The organism is Bradyrhizobium sp. (assembly GCF_019242285.1).
GTDB lineage: Bacteria > Pseudomonadota > Alphaproteobacteria > Rhizobiales > Xanthobacteraceae > Bradyrhizobium.
The window spans coordinates 1-13,265 of record NZ_JAFAVV010000841.1 but is presented as its reverse complement, the minus strand read 5'-3'; the positions used below and the strand labels follow the sequence as shown (position 1 = coordinate 13,265).

General features: G+C 66.3%; 11 protein-coding genes and 2 pseudogenes. 7 read left to right on the top strand and 6 right to left on the bottom strand.

The annotated features are described in order from the left end of the window. From JOY90_RS34580 to JOY90_RS34565, 4 genes and pseudogenes are all read right to left on the bottom strand, one after another. Window positions 1-373 (bottom strand): annotated as a pseudogene (locus JOY90_RS34580) (restriction endonuclease subunit R); the annotation flags it as partial. A gap of 28 nt (window positions 374-401) precedes the next feature. Then, window positions 402-888: pseudogene (locus JOY90_RS34575) on the bottom strand (type I restriction-modification system subunit M N-terminal domain-containing protein); the annotation flags it as partial. 94 nt (window positions 889-982) lie between these two features. Beyond that, window positions 983-1,531, bottom strand: a complete 549-nt coding sequence (locus JOY90_RS34570; protein ID WP_291695574.1) for a PIN domain-containing protein — start codon at window positions 1,529-1,531, stop codon at window positions 983-985. A 19-nt stretch (window positions 1,532-1,550) separates the two neighbouring features. Further along, on the bottom strand, window positions 1,551-1,997 hold the full coding sequence (locus tag JOY90_RS34565) for a helix-turn-helix domain-containing protein (RefSeq protein WP_291695572.1): 447 nt from the start codon (window positions 1,995-1,997) through the stop codon (window positions 1,551-1,553). 269 nt (window positions 1,998-2,266) lie between these two features. Between JOY90_RS34565 and JOY90_RS34560 the strand changes: the two genes are divergently transcribed. Continuing rightward, on the top strand, window positions 2,267-3,154 hold the full coding sequence (locus JOY90_RS34560) for an HlyD family efflux transporter periplasmic adaptor subunit (protein WP_291695571.1): 888 nt from the start codon (window positions 2,267-2,269) through the stop codon (window positions 3,152-3,154). Window positions 3,155-3,403: 249 nt separating this feature from the next. Continuing rightward, the gene (locus JOY90_RS34555; RefSeq protein ID WP_291695570.1) at window positions 3,404-3,802 is read left to right on the top strand and encodes a hypothetical protein; all 399 of its coding nucleotides are present in this window, start codon (window positions 3,404-3,406) and stop codon (window positions 3,800-3,802) included. A gap of 255 nt (window positions 3,803-4,057) precedes the next feature. On the opposite strand, the gene JOY90_RS34550 is transcribed toward JOY90_RS34555, so the two are convergent. Continuing rightward, on the bottom strand, window positions 4,058-4,918 hold the full coding sequence (locus JOY90_RS34550; protein WP_291695569.1) for a caspase family protein: 861 nt from the start codon (window positions 4,916-4,918) through the stop codon (window positions 4,058-4,060). Between the two features lie 418 nt (window positions 4,919-5,336). Here JOY90_RS34550 and JOY90_RS34545 point away from each other — a divergent pair, with 418 nt between their 5' ends. From JOY90_RS34545 to JOY90_RS34535, 3 genes are all read left to right on the top strand, one after another. Next, window positions 5,337-7,070: a hypothetical protein gene (locus JOY90_RS34545; protein WP_291695573.1), complete on the top strand. Its 1,734-nt coding sequence runs from the start codon at window positions 5,337-5,339 to the stop codon at window positions 7,068-7,070. 146 nt (window positions 7,071-7,216) lie between these two features. Then, entirely contained in the window at window positions 7,217-7,942 is a 726-nt protein-coding gene (locus JOY90_RS34540; protein ID WP_291695568.1) for a thermonuclease family protein, read from the top strand. Between the two features lie 138 nt (window positions 7,943-8,080). After that, the gene (locus tag JOY90_RS34535; protein ID WP_291695567.1) at window positions 8,081-9,268 is read left to right on the top strand and encodes an aminotransferase class V-fold PLP-dependent enzyme; all 1,188 of its coding nucleotides are present in this window, start codon (window positions 8,081-8,083) and stop codon (window positions 9,266-9,268) included. On the opposite strand, the gene JOY90_RS34530 is transcribed toward JOY90_RS34535, so the two are convergent. Then, on the bottom strand, window positions 9,265-10,533 hold the full coding sequence (locus JOY90_RS34530) for an MFS transporter (RefSeq protein ID WP_291695566.1): 1,269 nt from the start codon (window positions 10,531-10,533) through the stop codon (window positions 9,265-9,267). The two genes, JOY90_RS34535 and JOY90_RS34530, sit on opposite strands and share 4 nt — an antisense overlap. Before the next feature lie 214 nt (window positions 10,534-10,747). Here JOY90_RS34530 and JOY90_RS34525 point away from each other — a divergent pair, with 214 nt between their 5' ends. Together JOY90_RS34525 and JOY90_RS34520 are read left to right on the top strand one after the other, a co-directional pair. Then, window positions 10,748-11,809, top strand: coding sequence for an ABC transporter ATP-binding protein (locus JOY90_RS34525; RefSeq protein ID WP_291695565.1), 1,062 nt, complete (start codon window positions 10,748-10,750; stop codon window positions 11,807-11,809). 138 nt (window positions 11,810-11,947) lie between these two features. Further along, the coding region (locus JOY90_RS34520) for an iron ABC transporter permease (RefSeq protein ID WP_291695564.1) at window positions 11,948-13,265 on the top strand (1,318 nt) is incomplete at its 3' end.

Genomic DNA, 13,265 nt, shown 5'->3' with positions numbered 1-13,265 from the left:
CCTCGTCAACCAGCTCCTTGCGCTTATCGTCGTCGATCGTCTCCCACGCCTTCGGCTCGCAATATTTCTCCACCGCGCGGCGATGCTGGCGGACGATGAAATTGTCGGCGTTCATGCCGCCGACGATGGCCTGCAGGGTCTGCGCGGCAGACGCGCGTATTTCCGGCTCGCTCGGCGATGCATCCTCGCCATCGCGGTAGGGCGCCTGCTCGCCGGCCGAGAAGCCGGTGGCTTTGGCCTGCTTCTCGTCCAGCGCCCGCACCAGGTCGACCCGGCCGGCAAACAGCCTCTCGGATAGCGAGCGCGCCGCGGCCGCCTCCTTGAGTTCTGGATTGGCGCCGAAGAACTCGATGTTCTGGCAATAGTCGAACACCCGGAAATATTCCTTGTCCTGGCCGGGGGGCGATCTTCGCCAGCATGTATTCGTAGAGGTCGCCCTTGGTGTCGCGGTCCTCCATCGGGATGTCCGCGAGCAGGTCGACCACCTTCGCCAGCAGCGCCGGCGTCGGAATAGTGAAGCGTGCGCCCTTCATATGAGTGGCGTGCGCGGTGTCTTCATCGGCCGTGGTACGCAGGAACGGAAAGACGTGCTCCGAGACGATCGCGAACATCGTCGCGGGGTCTTTGTTCTTCAGCCGCGACCAGCGCATGTCCTCATAGGCGACGCCGCCGTCCTTGCCGATGTCGTCCTTGCCCTCGGGGAAGATGCGCCGTTCCATCGGCTTACCCAACGGCGCGGTTCTCCTCGCGGGTGTGCGCCTCGTCGAGGCCGCGGATGAACAGCAGGTAGGTGATCTGCTCGATCACCTCGAGTGGATTGGCGATGCCGCCCGCCCAGAAGGCGTTCCAGACATTGTCGATCTTGGAGCGCAACTCACCCGTCAGCATTTCAACCCCCGCATACCGGCGCAACAGGTTGCCATATCAAAAGTAGCGCGGGAACCGAAGCACGACGGGGGACAGGGAGGGCCGTTTTCAAAGCTCAGATCACCTCGGCATAATCCCGCAGATGCCTGGCGGCTTGCGGCAGGCCGCATCGCTCGAGCGCGCGTAGATATTCCTCGGCCGAGCGTCGGGGATTTTTCAGCCTGGCTCGACAGCGCCGGGCGGCAGCCAAAACGGCGACCTCGTCGATTCCAAATCTGTGGGAGATGAAATCGTCCGGATGCTGCGGCTCGATGCGATGGCGCGCGAGTTTTTCCTGCGGGAAGTCTTTCAGATTATAGGTGACGATGGTGTCCGCCTGGCAATGGATGGCGGCGGCGAGGACGTGCCGGTCGTCGCCGTCCGGCAGGTCCAATCCCACGGACAGCGACTCGTATCCGCTCACCAGGCAATCCAGCACGGCCTCGTTCATCAAGGCTTTGGTTCTCTCCAGCTTGGCGCGCGTCAGGTCGTCCCGATCGCGCAGCAGGCTGGAAATCCACTCGTCGTGGATTCGTTCGGTCCATTTGGCGCGGAAAAGTCCCGCGGTCGCCATTTCCAGGAGAAGATCGCGCAATGGCGCCGGGTAGAGCGTGCAGGCGTCCAGGACGACGATTGAGGGCTCACTAATAGCCCATCCCCTCTTCTTGGGCCTGGGCCGCCAGCTCTTCCATGATCTCCCGTCGCCGCTTCTCGGAAACGGCCTTGAATGCCGCCAGATCCTGGAACCTGATCCGCCGGTGCGTTCCCACCATGTGATGGGCGATCTTTCCGGCTTCCAAGAGCCCAATCAGATAGGGACGTGAGACATTAAGATAGTCGGCGGCCTGCTGCGTGGTGAGGTCCGCGTCCACCGGCACGATGGTCACCGCATGACCCCCCGCGAGCTCGGTCAGCACATCGGCGATTGCCGAGGTCGCCGCCTTCGGCAGGACCAGCTCCCGGCCGTCATCCAGCCGGACTCTCAATTCGGTGGGGGGCCTCGACGCAAGCGCCAGCGATGCTTGCCGTGCAAGCTCGGACTCTTCCTTCGAGGGAAGGCTGATCGGTTTCTCCGCGCTCTTGGTACCCATATGCAGCTCAAATCGATATCGATTTCGTCTTTATTGTAAACGCAATAAACGAAACGCGCAAATCAACCGATAGCTATGCTCACGCCGCCCAATTCGTGGGGCAGGTGCACGATCTGATCTCTCCCTGCATGAGAGCTTAGCAGTCATCGTCATGGCGGCTTCGCGGCCGGGTCGATATCGTGATCCACATCACATATTCCATCCAGCCGGGATTGGCGTCCGCGATCCGGTTCTGATAGGTCTTGCCTCGAAAATTCCCGGAATCCCCGATGCCTCGTCTCCTTCCGCGCCCGTTGTCTCTCCTGCTTCCCGCGCTCGCCACCATTGCGCTCTGCCTCTCCGCGCCGGCCTCCCGTGCGGAGGACGAGAAGGACATTCCCTGGGCGCCGACGGTCACCGTGCTGAAGGTGAAGCGGGCCTGCTTCAACGACATCGTCGAGGTGTCGGGCATCGTGATGCCGCGCGAGGAGACCGCGGTGCGGCCGGAGCGGATGGGGCTGAAGGTCGCCGAGATCATGGCCGATGCCGGCGACACCGTCACCGCCGGGCAGACGCTGGCGCGGCTCAACCTGCCCGAGGGCGGCTTCCAGATCGTGCAGGCGCCGGTCGCCGGCGTGATCTCGTCGTCGTCGGCCACCATCGGCGCGCTGGCGTCGGGCCGGGGCGAGGCGCTGTTCAACATCATCGCGCGCAGCGAATACGATCTCGTGGGCCTGGTGCCGACCGGCGACATCGGCAAGCTGCAGGTCAAGCAGCCCGCGAGCCTCAAGGTGATCGGTGCCGGCGATCTCGACGGCATCGTGCGCCGCATCGCGCCCACCGTGCAGCCCGACGTGCAGCTCGGCCAGGTGTTCATCGGCATCACGGGCGGCAAGCGGCTCGCCGTCAACGCCTCCGGCCGCGCGCTGATCCGCACCGGGCAGAGCTGCAACGTCGCAGTCCCCCTCACCGCCGTGCAGTACAACAGCGCCGGCACTACGGTGCAGGTGGTGCGCCGCCAGCACATCGAGACTCATCGGGTCGAGCTCGGCCTGATGAGCGGCAGCCGGATCGAGATCCGCGACGGCCTCAACGAAGGCGACGACGTGGTCGCCATCGCCGGCGCCATCCTGCGCGAGGGCGATCCGGTGCGCCCCGTGTTCGCCAGCGCGAAATAGTTTCGCAGCCACGAGCTCGGTGCACCCTCTCCGCGTGTGGAAGAGGGTACACCACCCGTGTGCATGGCCACATCGTACTCCACGCGAAAAGTTCCGCCAGCCTGCTGCGGCATCGCGCCGCGCGCGCCTTCAGCTGGCGTTCAGCGGGACCGACCGATGCTGGCCGGCGAGCGCGGTTGCGGTCTTAGGAACCCGGCGACATCGAGCCGGTTGGGCCGTGCCCAGCGCGCAGGTGAAGGAGTTTAGAGCATGGAAAAGAAGATCGCCGGATTGTTGGGCGCGGCCGCCGCGTTCGGCACGCTCAGTGCGGCGCAGGCCGCAACCGAGCCCGCGCCACAGCCGTCGGACGTGTTGCGGGCGAACTCGTATGCCGACCTGCTGGCGCCGATCCCGAACGCGGCCAAGGTGCTGCGCGCGATGGACGAGGCGCAGGCACGTGACGTGCCGCCGGCCGCGCGCGAGAAGGTGGCGCAATGGTATCACCATCACCACCACCATCATCATCACCATCACGGCTACTGGGGCCGCGGCCCGGTGGTCGTGGTGCCGCCACGCGCGTATTACTATCACCATCACCATCATCACCACTGGTACCACCACCATCATCATCACCATCATCACGGCTGGTACCGCTACGACGAGTATTGATGGAATGTGTTTCGGTAGAGTGGGCCAGAGCGTTTTCCGTTCCGATGGAATCGGAACGGAAGCTCTAGCTTCTTTGTTTTGACGCGTTTTCTTCACGCGAAGCGGTCTCCACTTCGCTCGAAAACGCTCTAAGCGACCACCTGCACAGAAGCCCGCCACGCGAAGGCAGAAGCGTGCCCACCATTCATATCATGGTGTTGATATGAGGGTGGGCACGGCGCTTGCGCGCCTTTGCCCATCCTACGCGGTCTGATCTCAGCTTCCCGCGGGGCCGGCGGCGGCGCCGAAGCGAACGTCCTCGAGCAGCGAGGAAGAGACCGACGGCACCTGCTCGCCGTCGGAGGCGCGGGAGATCGCGACCCGGGTCTTGTTGAACACGGCCTCGGCGCCGGCGACCGAATGCGTCTCGAGGTGTTGCAGCAATTCGGCCACCAGCACGCTGTCGTCGCCCTTGGAATCCTCGGCTACCTTGCCCGGCGTCGCCGACGACAGGATCAGCGCGTTGTTGGGCGCGGTGATCGGTGCGAGCCCGTGCGAGAAGGTGCGGAAGCGCCGCTCATAGGGGTTGCGGCGGGAGGCATCGATCACCGCGAGCTTGGCGCGCGCGCCCTTCTCCTTCATGATGTCGAGCACGGATTCGATCGAGACGCCGTCGCGGCGCACGTCGGCTTCCTTCCAGATCGTGGCATCGACCGGGATCATGTAGCTCTCGCGGCCGGACTGCACGCCATAGCCGCCGAAGAACAGCATCACCACCGAATCGCGCTTGATCCGGCCCTTCAGCCGCTCGACCGCACGCGCCATGTCCTCGCGGGTGGCGTCCTCGATGACGTCGACGTCGAATCCGTTGCGGCGCAGCGCGCCGGTCAGCGCGCGCGCATCGTTGATCGGCTGGCTCAACGGCGCGGCGGCATCCGGATAGTGGCCGTTGCCGATCAGCAGTGCCAGGCGCGAGGTGGACCCCTCATTCCCTTGCTCGGTCGCAACCGCCTTGGCGGCATCGAGCGCCCGCACGCTCAGCGCCGCATGGGCGCCGATCGCGAGCGACACCGTGCAAAGCAGCGCGGCGGCAAGCGCAATCGTACGTCGGGAGATGCGAAGCTGCGTCAGGTTCATCACAGTTCATCCTGTCGTTGCCGACGGCGCGCTTGCTTTGATCGCGCCAAGGTTTCCAGAGGTTTGAGGGGGTCCTGGTGGATGTGTCGCCGAATAGCGCGCAATTTGCGGCGCCGCAACAAAGAAACCCTTAAACCGGTCGCATGGAGCAGGCAATAGGCGATGTGTTTTGCTCCATAAGACATTGAAGATATTTCATGATTTTGCGATTCTTCCGTAATGCCACGGCCCCGCCGGCCGCCACCCCATTACCGCATGCTGCGGCCAAATGCCGTGGCGCCGCTGTGACACCTGTCACATTTTGCGATTCCGGCCGGTTCGTATACCGTCCGCGGGTTTTTGGGGCGGCCGGGAGCGAGGCGTGCGTCCGGCGCGCGGCAGCGAGGTGCCGGCTTCGCGCGGCGGAAAGAAAGTATCGATGCGGTTGTACGAGATCGCGGGGGCCGCCTGCCGCGCGCTGACGGCCCGGAAGGACGGCCCGTCGCTGTATGATATCTGCGATCCCCTGCTGTCGGGCGCGCCCGGCGGCGATCCGCATCTATCGAAATTCTACCGCACCGCGCTCGGCAATCCGCCGCTGCGCGCGCTGCTCGGCCGCGCCGGCCTGCCGGAGCTGCGCGAGGAGACGCGGCTGCAATCGTTGCGGGTGGCGCTGAGGCGCGCCCGCGACGACGCGTCGCCGGATTGGGAGGCGATCGGGACGCCGGTCGCGGCGCTGGTCGACACCATCGCGCTCGCCCATCCGGCGCCGGCGCCGGCGGTCTCGGGCGCCGCGCCCGGCATGGCCGAGATCGAGCACATGATCCGGACCTGCGCCGCCCATCTGCTCCGCGCGTTTCGCAAGAACGGTTTCATCCCGACCTATGCGGCCTTCAACCTGATCGGCGATCCCGATCTGCGCGGCCGCGAGATGCTGATGGCGCTGACCGGGCTCAATTCGCGCGGCTACAAGAACTCGACGCTGTTATTCAACCTCGCCCGCGTGTTCATCGCGCGCTCGCCGGCCCGCGCCCTGATCAACCCGCCGTGGCGGGGCATCGCCGAGCCGATGTGGGAGCCGATGCAGATCCGCCATCGTTCGGCCTATTACGACGCCTTCTTCACCGAGGCGCTGCTCGCCTTCGTCGAGACCGGGCTCGCCTCGGCGGCCGACGCCGCCGCCTGCCGCCGCGCCGTCGACGAGATGGTCGCCTTCTGCCTCACCACCAGCCGCGAGGAGGTGCGGGCGCTCGACGGCACGAGCTTTGCCGTGATCACGGCGCTGGCGCCGCTGCCGCATCCGCGCTTCTCGCGCTTCTTCGCCCAGATCAAGCAGGATCTCGGCTTCGGCATCTATGTGCCGGATTGCGACACCACCGCCTGCTCGTTCTCGGCCGCGACCCAGGCCGGCTCGACCGATCCGATCCTGGAGCAGCCGCTGCTCGACTTCTATGCCGGTTACCAGGTGCGCGCGGGCGCCAACGAGCCGCGTGTCACGGTGCCGATCAACGACAACATCGACTTCGAGGGCGGGGTCGCGACCTGGATCGACAATCTCGCCTCGGAGCGGCCGTTCGGCAACGATCTCGATCCGACCCTCAATCTCGACATTCTCGAGGTCACCTTCCGCAATCTCACCCGCTGGAAGGTGCTGGAGACGCCGCAGCGCCTGTCCACGGTGCACCGCATCATCTCGTTCCAGCGCCGGCTCGCCGAGAGCGGCGCCTTCGCCAACCCGCGTTCGCACATCTACTATTTGCCCGAATTGTATTGCGCCTATTTCGGCCGCTGCTATGCCGCGTTCCTGGCGCTGCCGCCCGCGGCGCGGCAGGCGATCGACCCGGACGGCGCGTTCGAGGCGATCCGCACCTGCGTGCTCGCCTATGTCGAGGGGCAACTGATCGTCGCCGAGATGAATCCGTTCGACGCGGCGCTGGCGCTGATCGCACTCGGCCATCTCGGCGCCGACGTCGCCACCTTCACGCCGGCGTTGAATACCATCACCGCCCATCTCGGCGAGGGCGGCCGCCGCGGGCCGTATCGCGCCTATGAGTGGAACAAGATGAAGACGCCGACCCGCATCCTGGTCGGCGGCCCCGAGGTCACCTCGGCCTTCGTGCTGCTGGCGCTCGCGCTCGCACGGCGGGCGATGAAGGCGACGGGCTGGGGCTAGCAGGCGGCTTACCCGTCTGCGGAGAGTTGTGAACATCGCGTTAAGTTGAGGTTCAGGCGGCGTGCGCCACTGGTGTGCGGACTTGATCCGCACGACAATCGCGCTCATCCGATTGAACGTTTTCCCACCTAAGCATTGGCCGCGGCATGATCCGTCAATTCCCGATCGCCGTACTCCTCCTGATCGTGCCCTCGCTCGCATGGGCTGCCGATATCACCGGCGAGGCGAAGGTGCGGGAAGGCGACGTCGTCACGATCGGCACCAGCCGCATCCGGCTTCTCGGCATCGATGCGCCGTCGGTCGACCAGCTCTGCCTCAACACCGGGGGCGAGCGCTGGACCTGCGGGGTCGCCGCGCGCGACGAGCTCGCCAGGCATGCCGAGGGCAAGAGCTGGACCTGCCATGTCGAGCGCACCGACCGCCGCGGCCGCAGCGTGGCGCGCTGCGAGGTCGACGGCGAGGACATCCAGAAATGGCTGGTGCGGAGCGGCTGGGCGCTGGCCTATGTCCGCACCACGCGTGATTACGAGGCCGACGAGGCCGCCGCCCGCGAGGCCAAGGCCGGCATGTGGCAGGGCGCCTTCATCGCGCCCTGGGACTGGCGCGTCCGCAACAAGAAGACCGCAATCCTCGGCGCGGTGACGCCGCCCGACAACGCCCACGTGATCCTGATGGCGTCGGCCTCCGGCGAGGTCGCGCCGTCGCCGGACTGCACCATCAAGGGCAACGTCAACTCGGCCGGCGAATGCATCTATCACACGCCCAGGAGCCGCTGGTACGCCCAGATCAGGATGCGGATCGCCAAGGGCACGCGCTGGTTCTGCTCGGTCGAGGAGGCGGAGGCTGCCGGCTGCCGCGAGACCAAACGCTAGATTGCCGATCTCGTCCGCAACCGAATCGAAAGTCCTGATAGGGCATGCTGTGGCGGATGCGCTTGCATAGCTCGCCAGCTTGCATTTCGGCCGCCGAACCGGCATGCATGGACTCCTGCAAGGCGAAGGAACCCCCTCATGACCGTTCGCGCGGGCCGGGAATTTCTGGCCCTTCCCGGACCCACCACCATGCCCGACGAGGTGCTGCAGGCGATGCATCGCCCGGCGCTCGACATCTACTCGCAGCAGATGATCGATCTGAGCGACGGGCTGCATCGCGATCTCGGAAAATTGTTTGCGACCACGGGCAAGTGCTACATCTACATCGCCAACGGTCACGGCGCCTGGGAGGCGGTGCTTTCCAACGTGCTGTCGCGGGGCGACAAGCTGCTGGTGCTGGAAAGCGGGCGCTTCGCGGTCGGCTGGGGCCATGCGGCGGGCCTGATGGGCGCGGAGGTCGAGGTGCTGAAAGGCGACTGGCGGCGCGCGGTGCGGCCCGAGGAGGTCGAGGCACGCTTAAGGGCGGACAAGGATCACACCATCAAGGCGATCGTGGTGGCGCAGGTCGACACGGCGTCGGGCGTGCAGAACGACATCGAGGCGATCGGCAAGGCGATCAGGGCCAGTGGCCATCCCGCGCTCTACATGGTCGACACCGTGGCTTCGCTCGGCTGCATGCCGTTCGAGATGGACGAATGGGGCATCGACGTCGCGATGTCCGGATCGCAGAAGGGCCTGATGACGCCGCCGGGGCTCGGCTTCGTTGCCGCCAATGAACGCGCCCAGGCCGTGCACAAGACGGCCAACATGCGCACGCCCTATTGGGACTGGAGCGAGCGCGAGGGCACCGAGCACTACCGCCGCTATGCCGGCACCGCGCCGGTGCACCTGTTGTTCGCGCTGCGCCAGGCGATCGACATGCTGAACGCCGAGGGACTGGAGAATGCGTTTCGCCGCCATGAACTGCTCGGCGAGGCGGTGCGCCGCGCAGTCGGGGCGTGGACCGAGGGCCAGGTACTCGGCTTCAACATCGCCGAGCCGTCCGAGCGCTCCAACACGGTGACGACCGTGACGGTGTCGGGCGGTCACGACCCGAAGAAGCTGCAGACCTATTGCAAGGAGAAATGCGGCGTCGTGCTCGGCACCGGCATCGGCGACCTGCAAGGGCAGGCGTTCCGCATCGCCCATATGGGCCATGTCAACGCACCGATGGTTCTCGGCACGCTCGGCGTGATCGAGGTCGGCCTCAACGCGCTGCGGATCCCGCATGGCAAAGGCGGGCTGGAGGCGGCGGCGTCCTGGCTCGGCGACAATGTGGCCGCCTAATACCGCTTGCTGACGCCGGCGGACGCGAGCAGCGTCAAAGCGGATAGCGCGATGCACAGCGTCAGCGCGATGGTGTAGTCGCCATATCGGTCGCGCAGCATGCCGGCGGCGGTCGGGCCGAGCAGCCCTGCCAGCGCAAAGGCCGTGTAGATGGTGCCGATGATCCGCGATATTTCCTTGCTGCCAAAACTGTCGGCGATCACCGTCGGCAGGAGCGCGATGCACAGCCCGTAGGTGATGCCGAACAGCGCCGCGACGACGAAGTAGGCGCTCGCGCCCCAGGGCTCTGCAAACCACAGGATCGAGGTTGCCAGCATCAAGAGCAGCGCGAGGCGGACCATCGCCACCCTGCCGATGCTGTCGGCCCAGGACCCGCCGCCGAGCCGGGCCGTGAGACTCGCCAAGCCGATCACGGAAATGATGGCGGCCGCCACCATGCGGTCGCCCGTCGCCTCGGCCGCCTGTTGCGGCAGATGCACGAAGGCCATGAACGACAGCACTGCCGCGCCGAAGCTGCAGACATAGAGCTGATAGAACTGGCGGTCGCGCAGCGCCTCGCCAAGGCTCATGCCCGAGCCCGCGACCTTGTCCGGCCGCGCCGTCGCCGCATCGAGATCACCGTCGGCCTTCAGGCCGTGCTCAGCGGGATCGGCGACCAGAACGCCGGCGGCCACGAGGCCGATCGCAAGGCAGGTGGCCGCCAGGGCGACATACAGCGCTCGCCAGCCGAAGGCGTCGGCAGCGCCCGCGGCAATGATCGGAAAAGTCAGCGTTCCGACGCTGACGCCGGTGGTCGCGACGCCTGAGGCAAGGCCGCGGCGCCGGTCGAACCAGCGCTGGATCAGGCCGAGCAGCGGCACATAGATCGCGCCGCTGCCGAATCCGACCGCGATGCCGTAGCACGTCACGAGCGGCAGATAGGAACGCGCCAACGATGCGCCGATCAGTCCCGCCGCCAGCAGCACCACGCCGCCGCCAACGACGAGGCGAGGTCCGTGTCTTTCGGCGAGCGAGCCTGCGACCGGGCCGATCGCGAAGGCCATGACCTGGCTCAGGGAGAAGATGAAGGCGGCCTGTGAGCGGCCGATCGCGAAATCGGCTTCGAACAGGTGGAACAGCACGGGCGTCGAATAGGTGATGCCGGCAGACATCGCCAGCAGCGCGAACGCCGCCCCGACGATGATCCAGCCATGGAAAATACCGGGCCGGCCAGCCGGGCGCATCGCCGAAATCGATTTGACCTGCTCCGCCACCTTCATCTCCATCGCTCGGGTCCTGGAGGTGGAAGGCTAGGGACCGCGCGCGGCGCGGTCTTGGGGGCCAGTGCCGCACAGTTGGTCGGGAGTGCAAACGGTGCCGGCGGCCGTCCTCCGCGCGGAGGATGTGGTCGACTTTGCACGCCATTCACGGGCTTCGAATTTGGGGCCGATGCTGGTATACCAGCCGTCGCCCAAACAAGACCAGCCCCGGGGGAGTTGATTGGCGTCGGTTGAATTGCGGGGCCTGACCAAGCGGTTCGGATCGCTGGTCGTGGTCGATGACATTTCGCTTGCCATCGATCACGGCAAGCTCGTCTGCCTGCTTGGCCCGTCAGGCTGCGGCAAGACCACGACCTTGCGGCTGATCGCGGGCTTCCTGGAGCCATCCGACGGCGAAATCCGCGTCGGCGAGCGCGTGGTGTCCTCGAAGGCGAGGACGGTGCCGCCCGAGAATCGGAAGATGTCGATGATCTTCCAGAGCTACGCACTCTGGCCGCACATGACGGTGACCGACAACATCACCTACGGCCTGCGCCTGCGCAAGCTCGATCGGGCGACCATCGCGAAGAAGCTCGCCGCGATTCTCGCCACCACCAAGCTCGAGGCGCTGGCGCAGCGCTATCCCGGCGAACTCTCCGGCGGCCAGCAGCAGCGCGTGGCACTGGCGCGCGCGCTGATCGTGGAGCCGGAGACGCTGCTGCTCGACGAGCCGCTGTCCAATCTCGATGCGAACCTGCGCGAGGAGATGCGCTTCGAGATCCGCCGGCTGCACGACGCCTACCGCTACACCACGGTCTATGTCACCCACGACCAGTCGGAGGCGATGACGACGGCCGACCTGATCGCGGTGCTGAACGCCGGCCGGATCGAGCAGCTCGGAAGCCCTGAGGAGATCTACGACCGGCCGCAATCGGAATTCGTCGCTCGCTTCATCGGCGCCAGCAATGTCGTCAGGGGGGTTGCGCGCGATGCCGCCCATGTCGAATTTGCCGGCACCACGCTCGCGGTGGTCGGCACGCCGCTCGCGGCGGGGCAGCCCGCAGCGATTTCGATCCGTCAGCACGACATCATGCTCGCGCGGCAGGCGCCGGTCGATGCACCGAACACCTTGCCGGCGCGCGTCACACGGCAGGTGTTCCTGGGCGCCACGCGCGACTACCTGGTCGAGACCGCCGACGGCACCGCGCTTCGCGTCGTGACCACCCCTGACAATCTGGTCGCCGAGGGCACCGAGGTCTGGCTGACCTTGCCGCCCGAGCGCTGCCGGGCGCTCAGCCGCTGATGGAGGTGCACGATGAAGCGGCGGTCACGACTCTCCGCGAGTCCGTCCATCACCTTGTCGCGGAAGCAGCCCCTCACTCCGACCCTGTCCCCGTGAAGAGCGGGGAAAGGGAGTCGACCCGCGCAAGTTGGACCGGGAATGGCCATCATCAATAGCGTCGAAGTCTCCAAGCCCCGCCTCGACCTCACCAGGCCGGTGCTGTGGCTGTTCGCGATCATCCTGGTCGGGCTGATCGCGCTGCCGCTGTCCTGGCTGATCGTCTTCAGCGTGACCGACAAGGCGCGGCATCTCACGCTGCAGAATTTCGTCACCATCTTCTCCGACCCGGACTTCCTCGATCCGCTCGTCACCACCGCGATCATCGCGGTCAGCTCGGCTCTGATCTGTTGCGTCGTCGCCGCGCCGATGAGCTGGCTGGTGTCGCGCACCGACATGCGGGGACGGCAGACCATCCGCGCTCTGGTGACCGCCTCTTTCGTCACGCCGCCGTTCCTCGGGGCCGTCGCCTGGGAGCTGCTGGCAGCACCCAACAGCGGCCTGCTCAACCAGCTCTATCGTTTCGTCGGCGGCGCGGAATCCGATGCCTTCCTGTTCAACATCTATTCGATGCGCGGCATCATCTTCGTGATCTCCTGCTACACCTTTCCCTTCGTGTTCGTGCTGGTGGCGAATGCGCTCGACACCATGCCGGGCGAGCTGGAGGATGCGTCAGCGATCCTCGGCGCCAAGGCCTGGACCACGGCGCGGCGGGTCACCATTCCGCTGGCGCTGCCGGCCTTGGTCGCCGGCAGCCTGATCGCGTTCCTGCAGGCGATGACGCTGTTCGGCTCGCCGGCGATCCTGGCCTTGCCCGCCGGCTTCCACACCATGACGACGAAAATCTGGAGCCTGTTCCAGTATCCGCCGAAGCTCGAGCTCGCGGCCGCGGCTGCCGTGCCGCTGCTGCTGGTGACCATCCTGCTGCTGCAGGCGCAGAAATTCATCCTGGGCCGCCGCGGCTACTCCGTGGTCGGCGGCAAATACGGCGCGCCGCGCCAGGTCGAGCTGAAAAGATGGCGCTGGCCCGCGCTGGCCTTCTGCCTGCTGGTGCTGCTCAGCCCGGTATTCCTGCCCTATTTCGCGCTGCTCAATGCCGCGTTCTCGCCGAACGCCACGACGCTGGCGACGCCATCCACGCTGACCCTGCGCAACGTCCTCTTCGTGCTCACCGAGCTCTCCGCGACCGGGCTCGTGCTGAGGAACACGGTGATCCTGGGTACGGCGACCGCGACCATCGGCACGTTGCTGGCGCTGGTCATTGCCTATGTCACGGCGCGCCGGGTGATCGCGGGCTCGCGGCTGCTCGGCTTCCTCGCCACCGCTCCCGTGGCGGTGCCCGGCATCGTGCTCGGTGTCGGGTTGTTCCTGAGCACGAGGTCGGTCGCCGACAGCCCGGTGAACACGAAGATGATGTTGT

Coding starts and splice junctions, on each gene's coding strand:
- JOY90_RS34535 (WP_291695567.1), top strand. CDS start 8,081: ATGACCGTTCGCGCGGGCCGGGAATTTCTGGCCCTTCCCGGACCCACC.
- JOY90_RS34545 (WP_291695573.1), top strand. CDS start 5,337: ATGCGGTTGTACGAGATCGCGGGGGCCGCCTGCCGCGCGCTGACGGCC.
- JOY90_RS34530 (WP_291695566.1), bottom strand. CDS start 10,533: ATGGAGATGAAGGTGGCGGAGCAGGTCAAATCGATTTCGGCGATGCGC.
- JOY90_RS34555 (WP_291695570.1), top strand. CDS start 3,404: ATGGAAAAGAAGATCGCCGGATTGTTGGGCGCGGCCGCCGCGTTCGGC.
- JOY90_RS34540 (WP_291695568.1), top strand. CDS start 7,217: ATGATCCGTCAATTCCCGATCGCCGTACTCCTCCTGATCGTGCCCTCG.
- JOY90_RS34550 (WP_291695569.1), bottom strand. CDS start 4,918: ATGAACCTGACGCAGCTTCGCATCTCCCGACGTACGATTGCGCTTGCC.
- JOY90_RS34565 (WP_291695572.1), bottom strand. CDS start 1,997: ATGGGTACCAAGAGCGCGGAGAAACCGATCAGCCTTCCCTCGAAGGAA.
- JOY90_RS34560 (WP_291695571.1), top strand. CDS start 2,267: ATGCCTCGTCTCCTTCCGCGCCCGTTGTCTCTCCTGCTTCCCGCGCTC.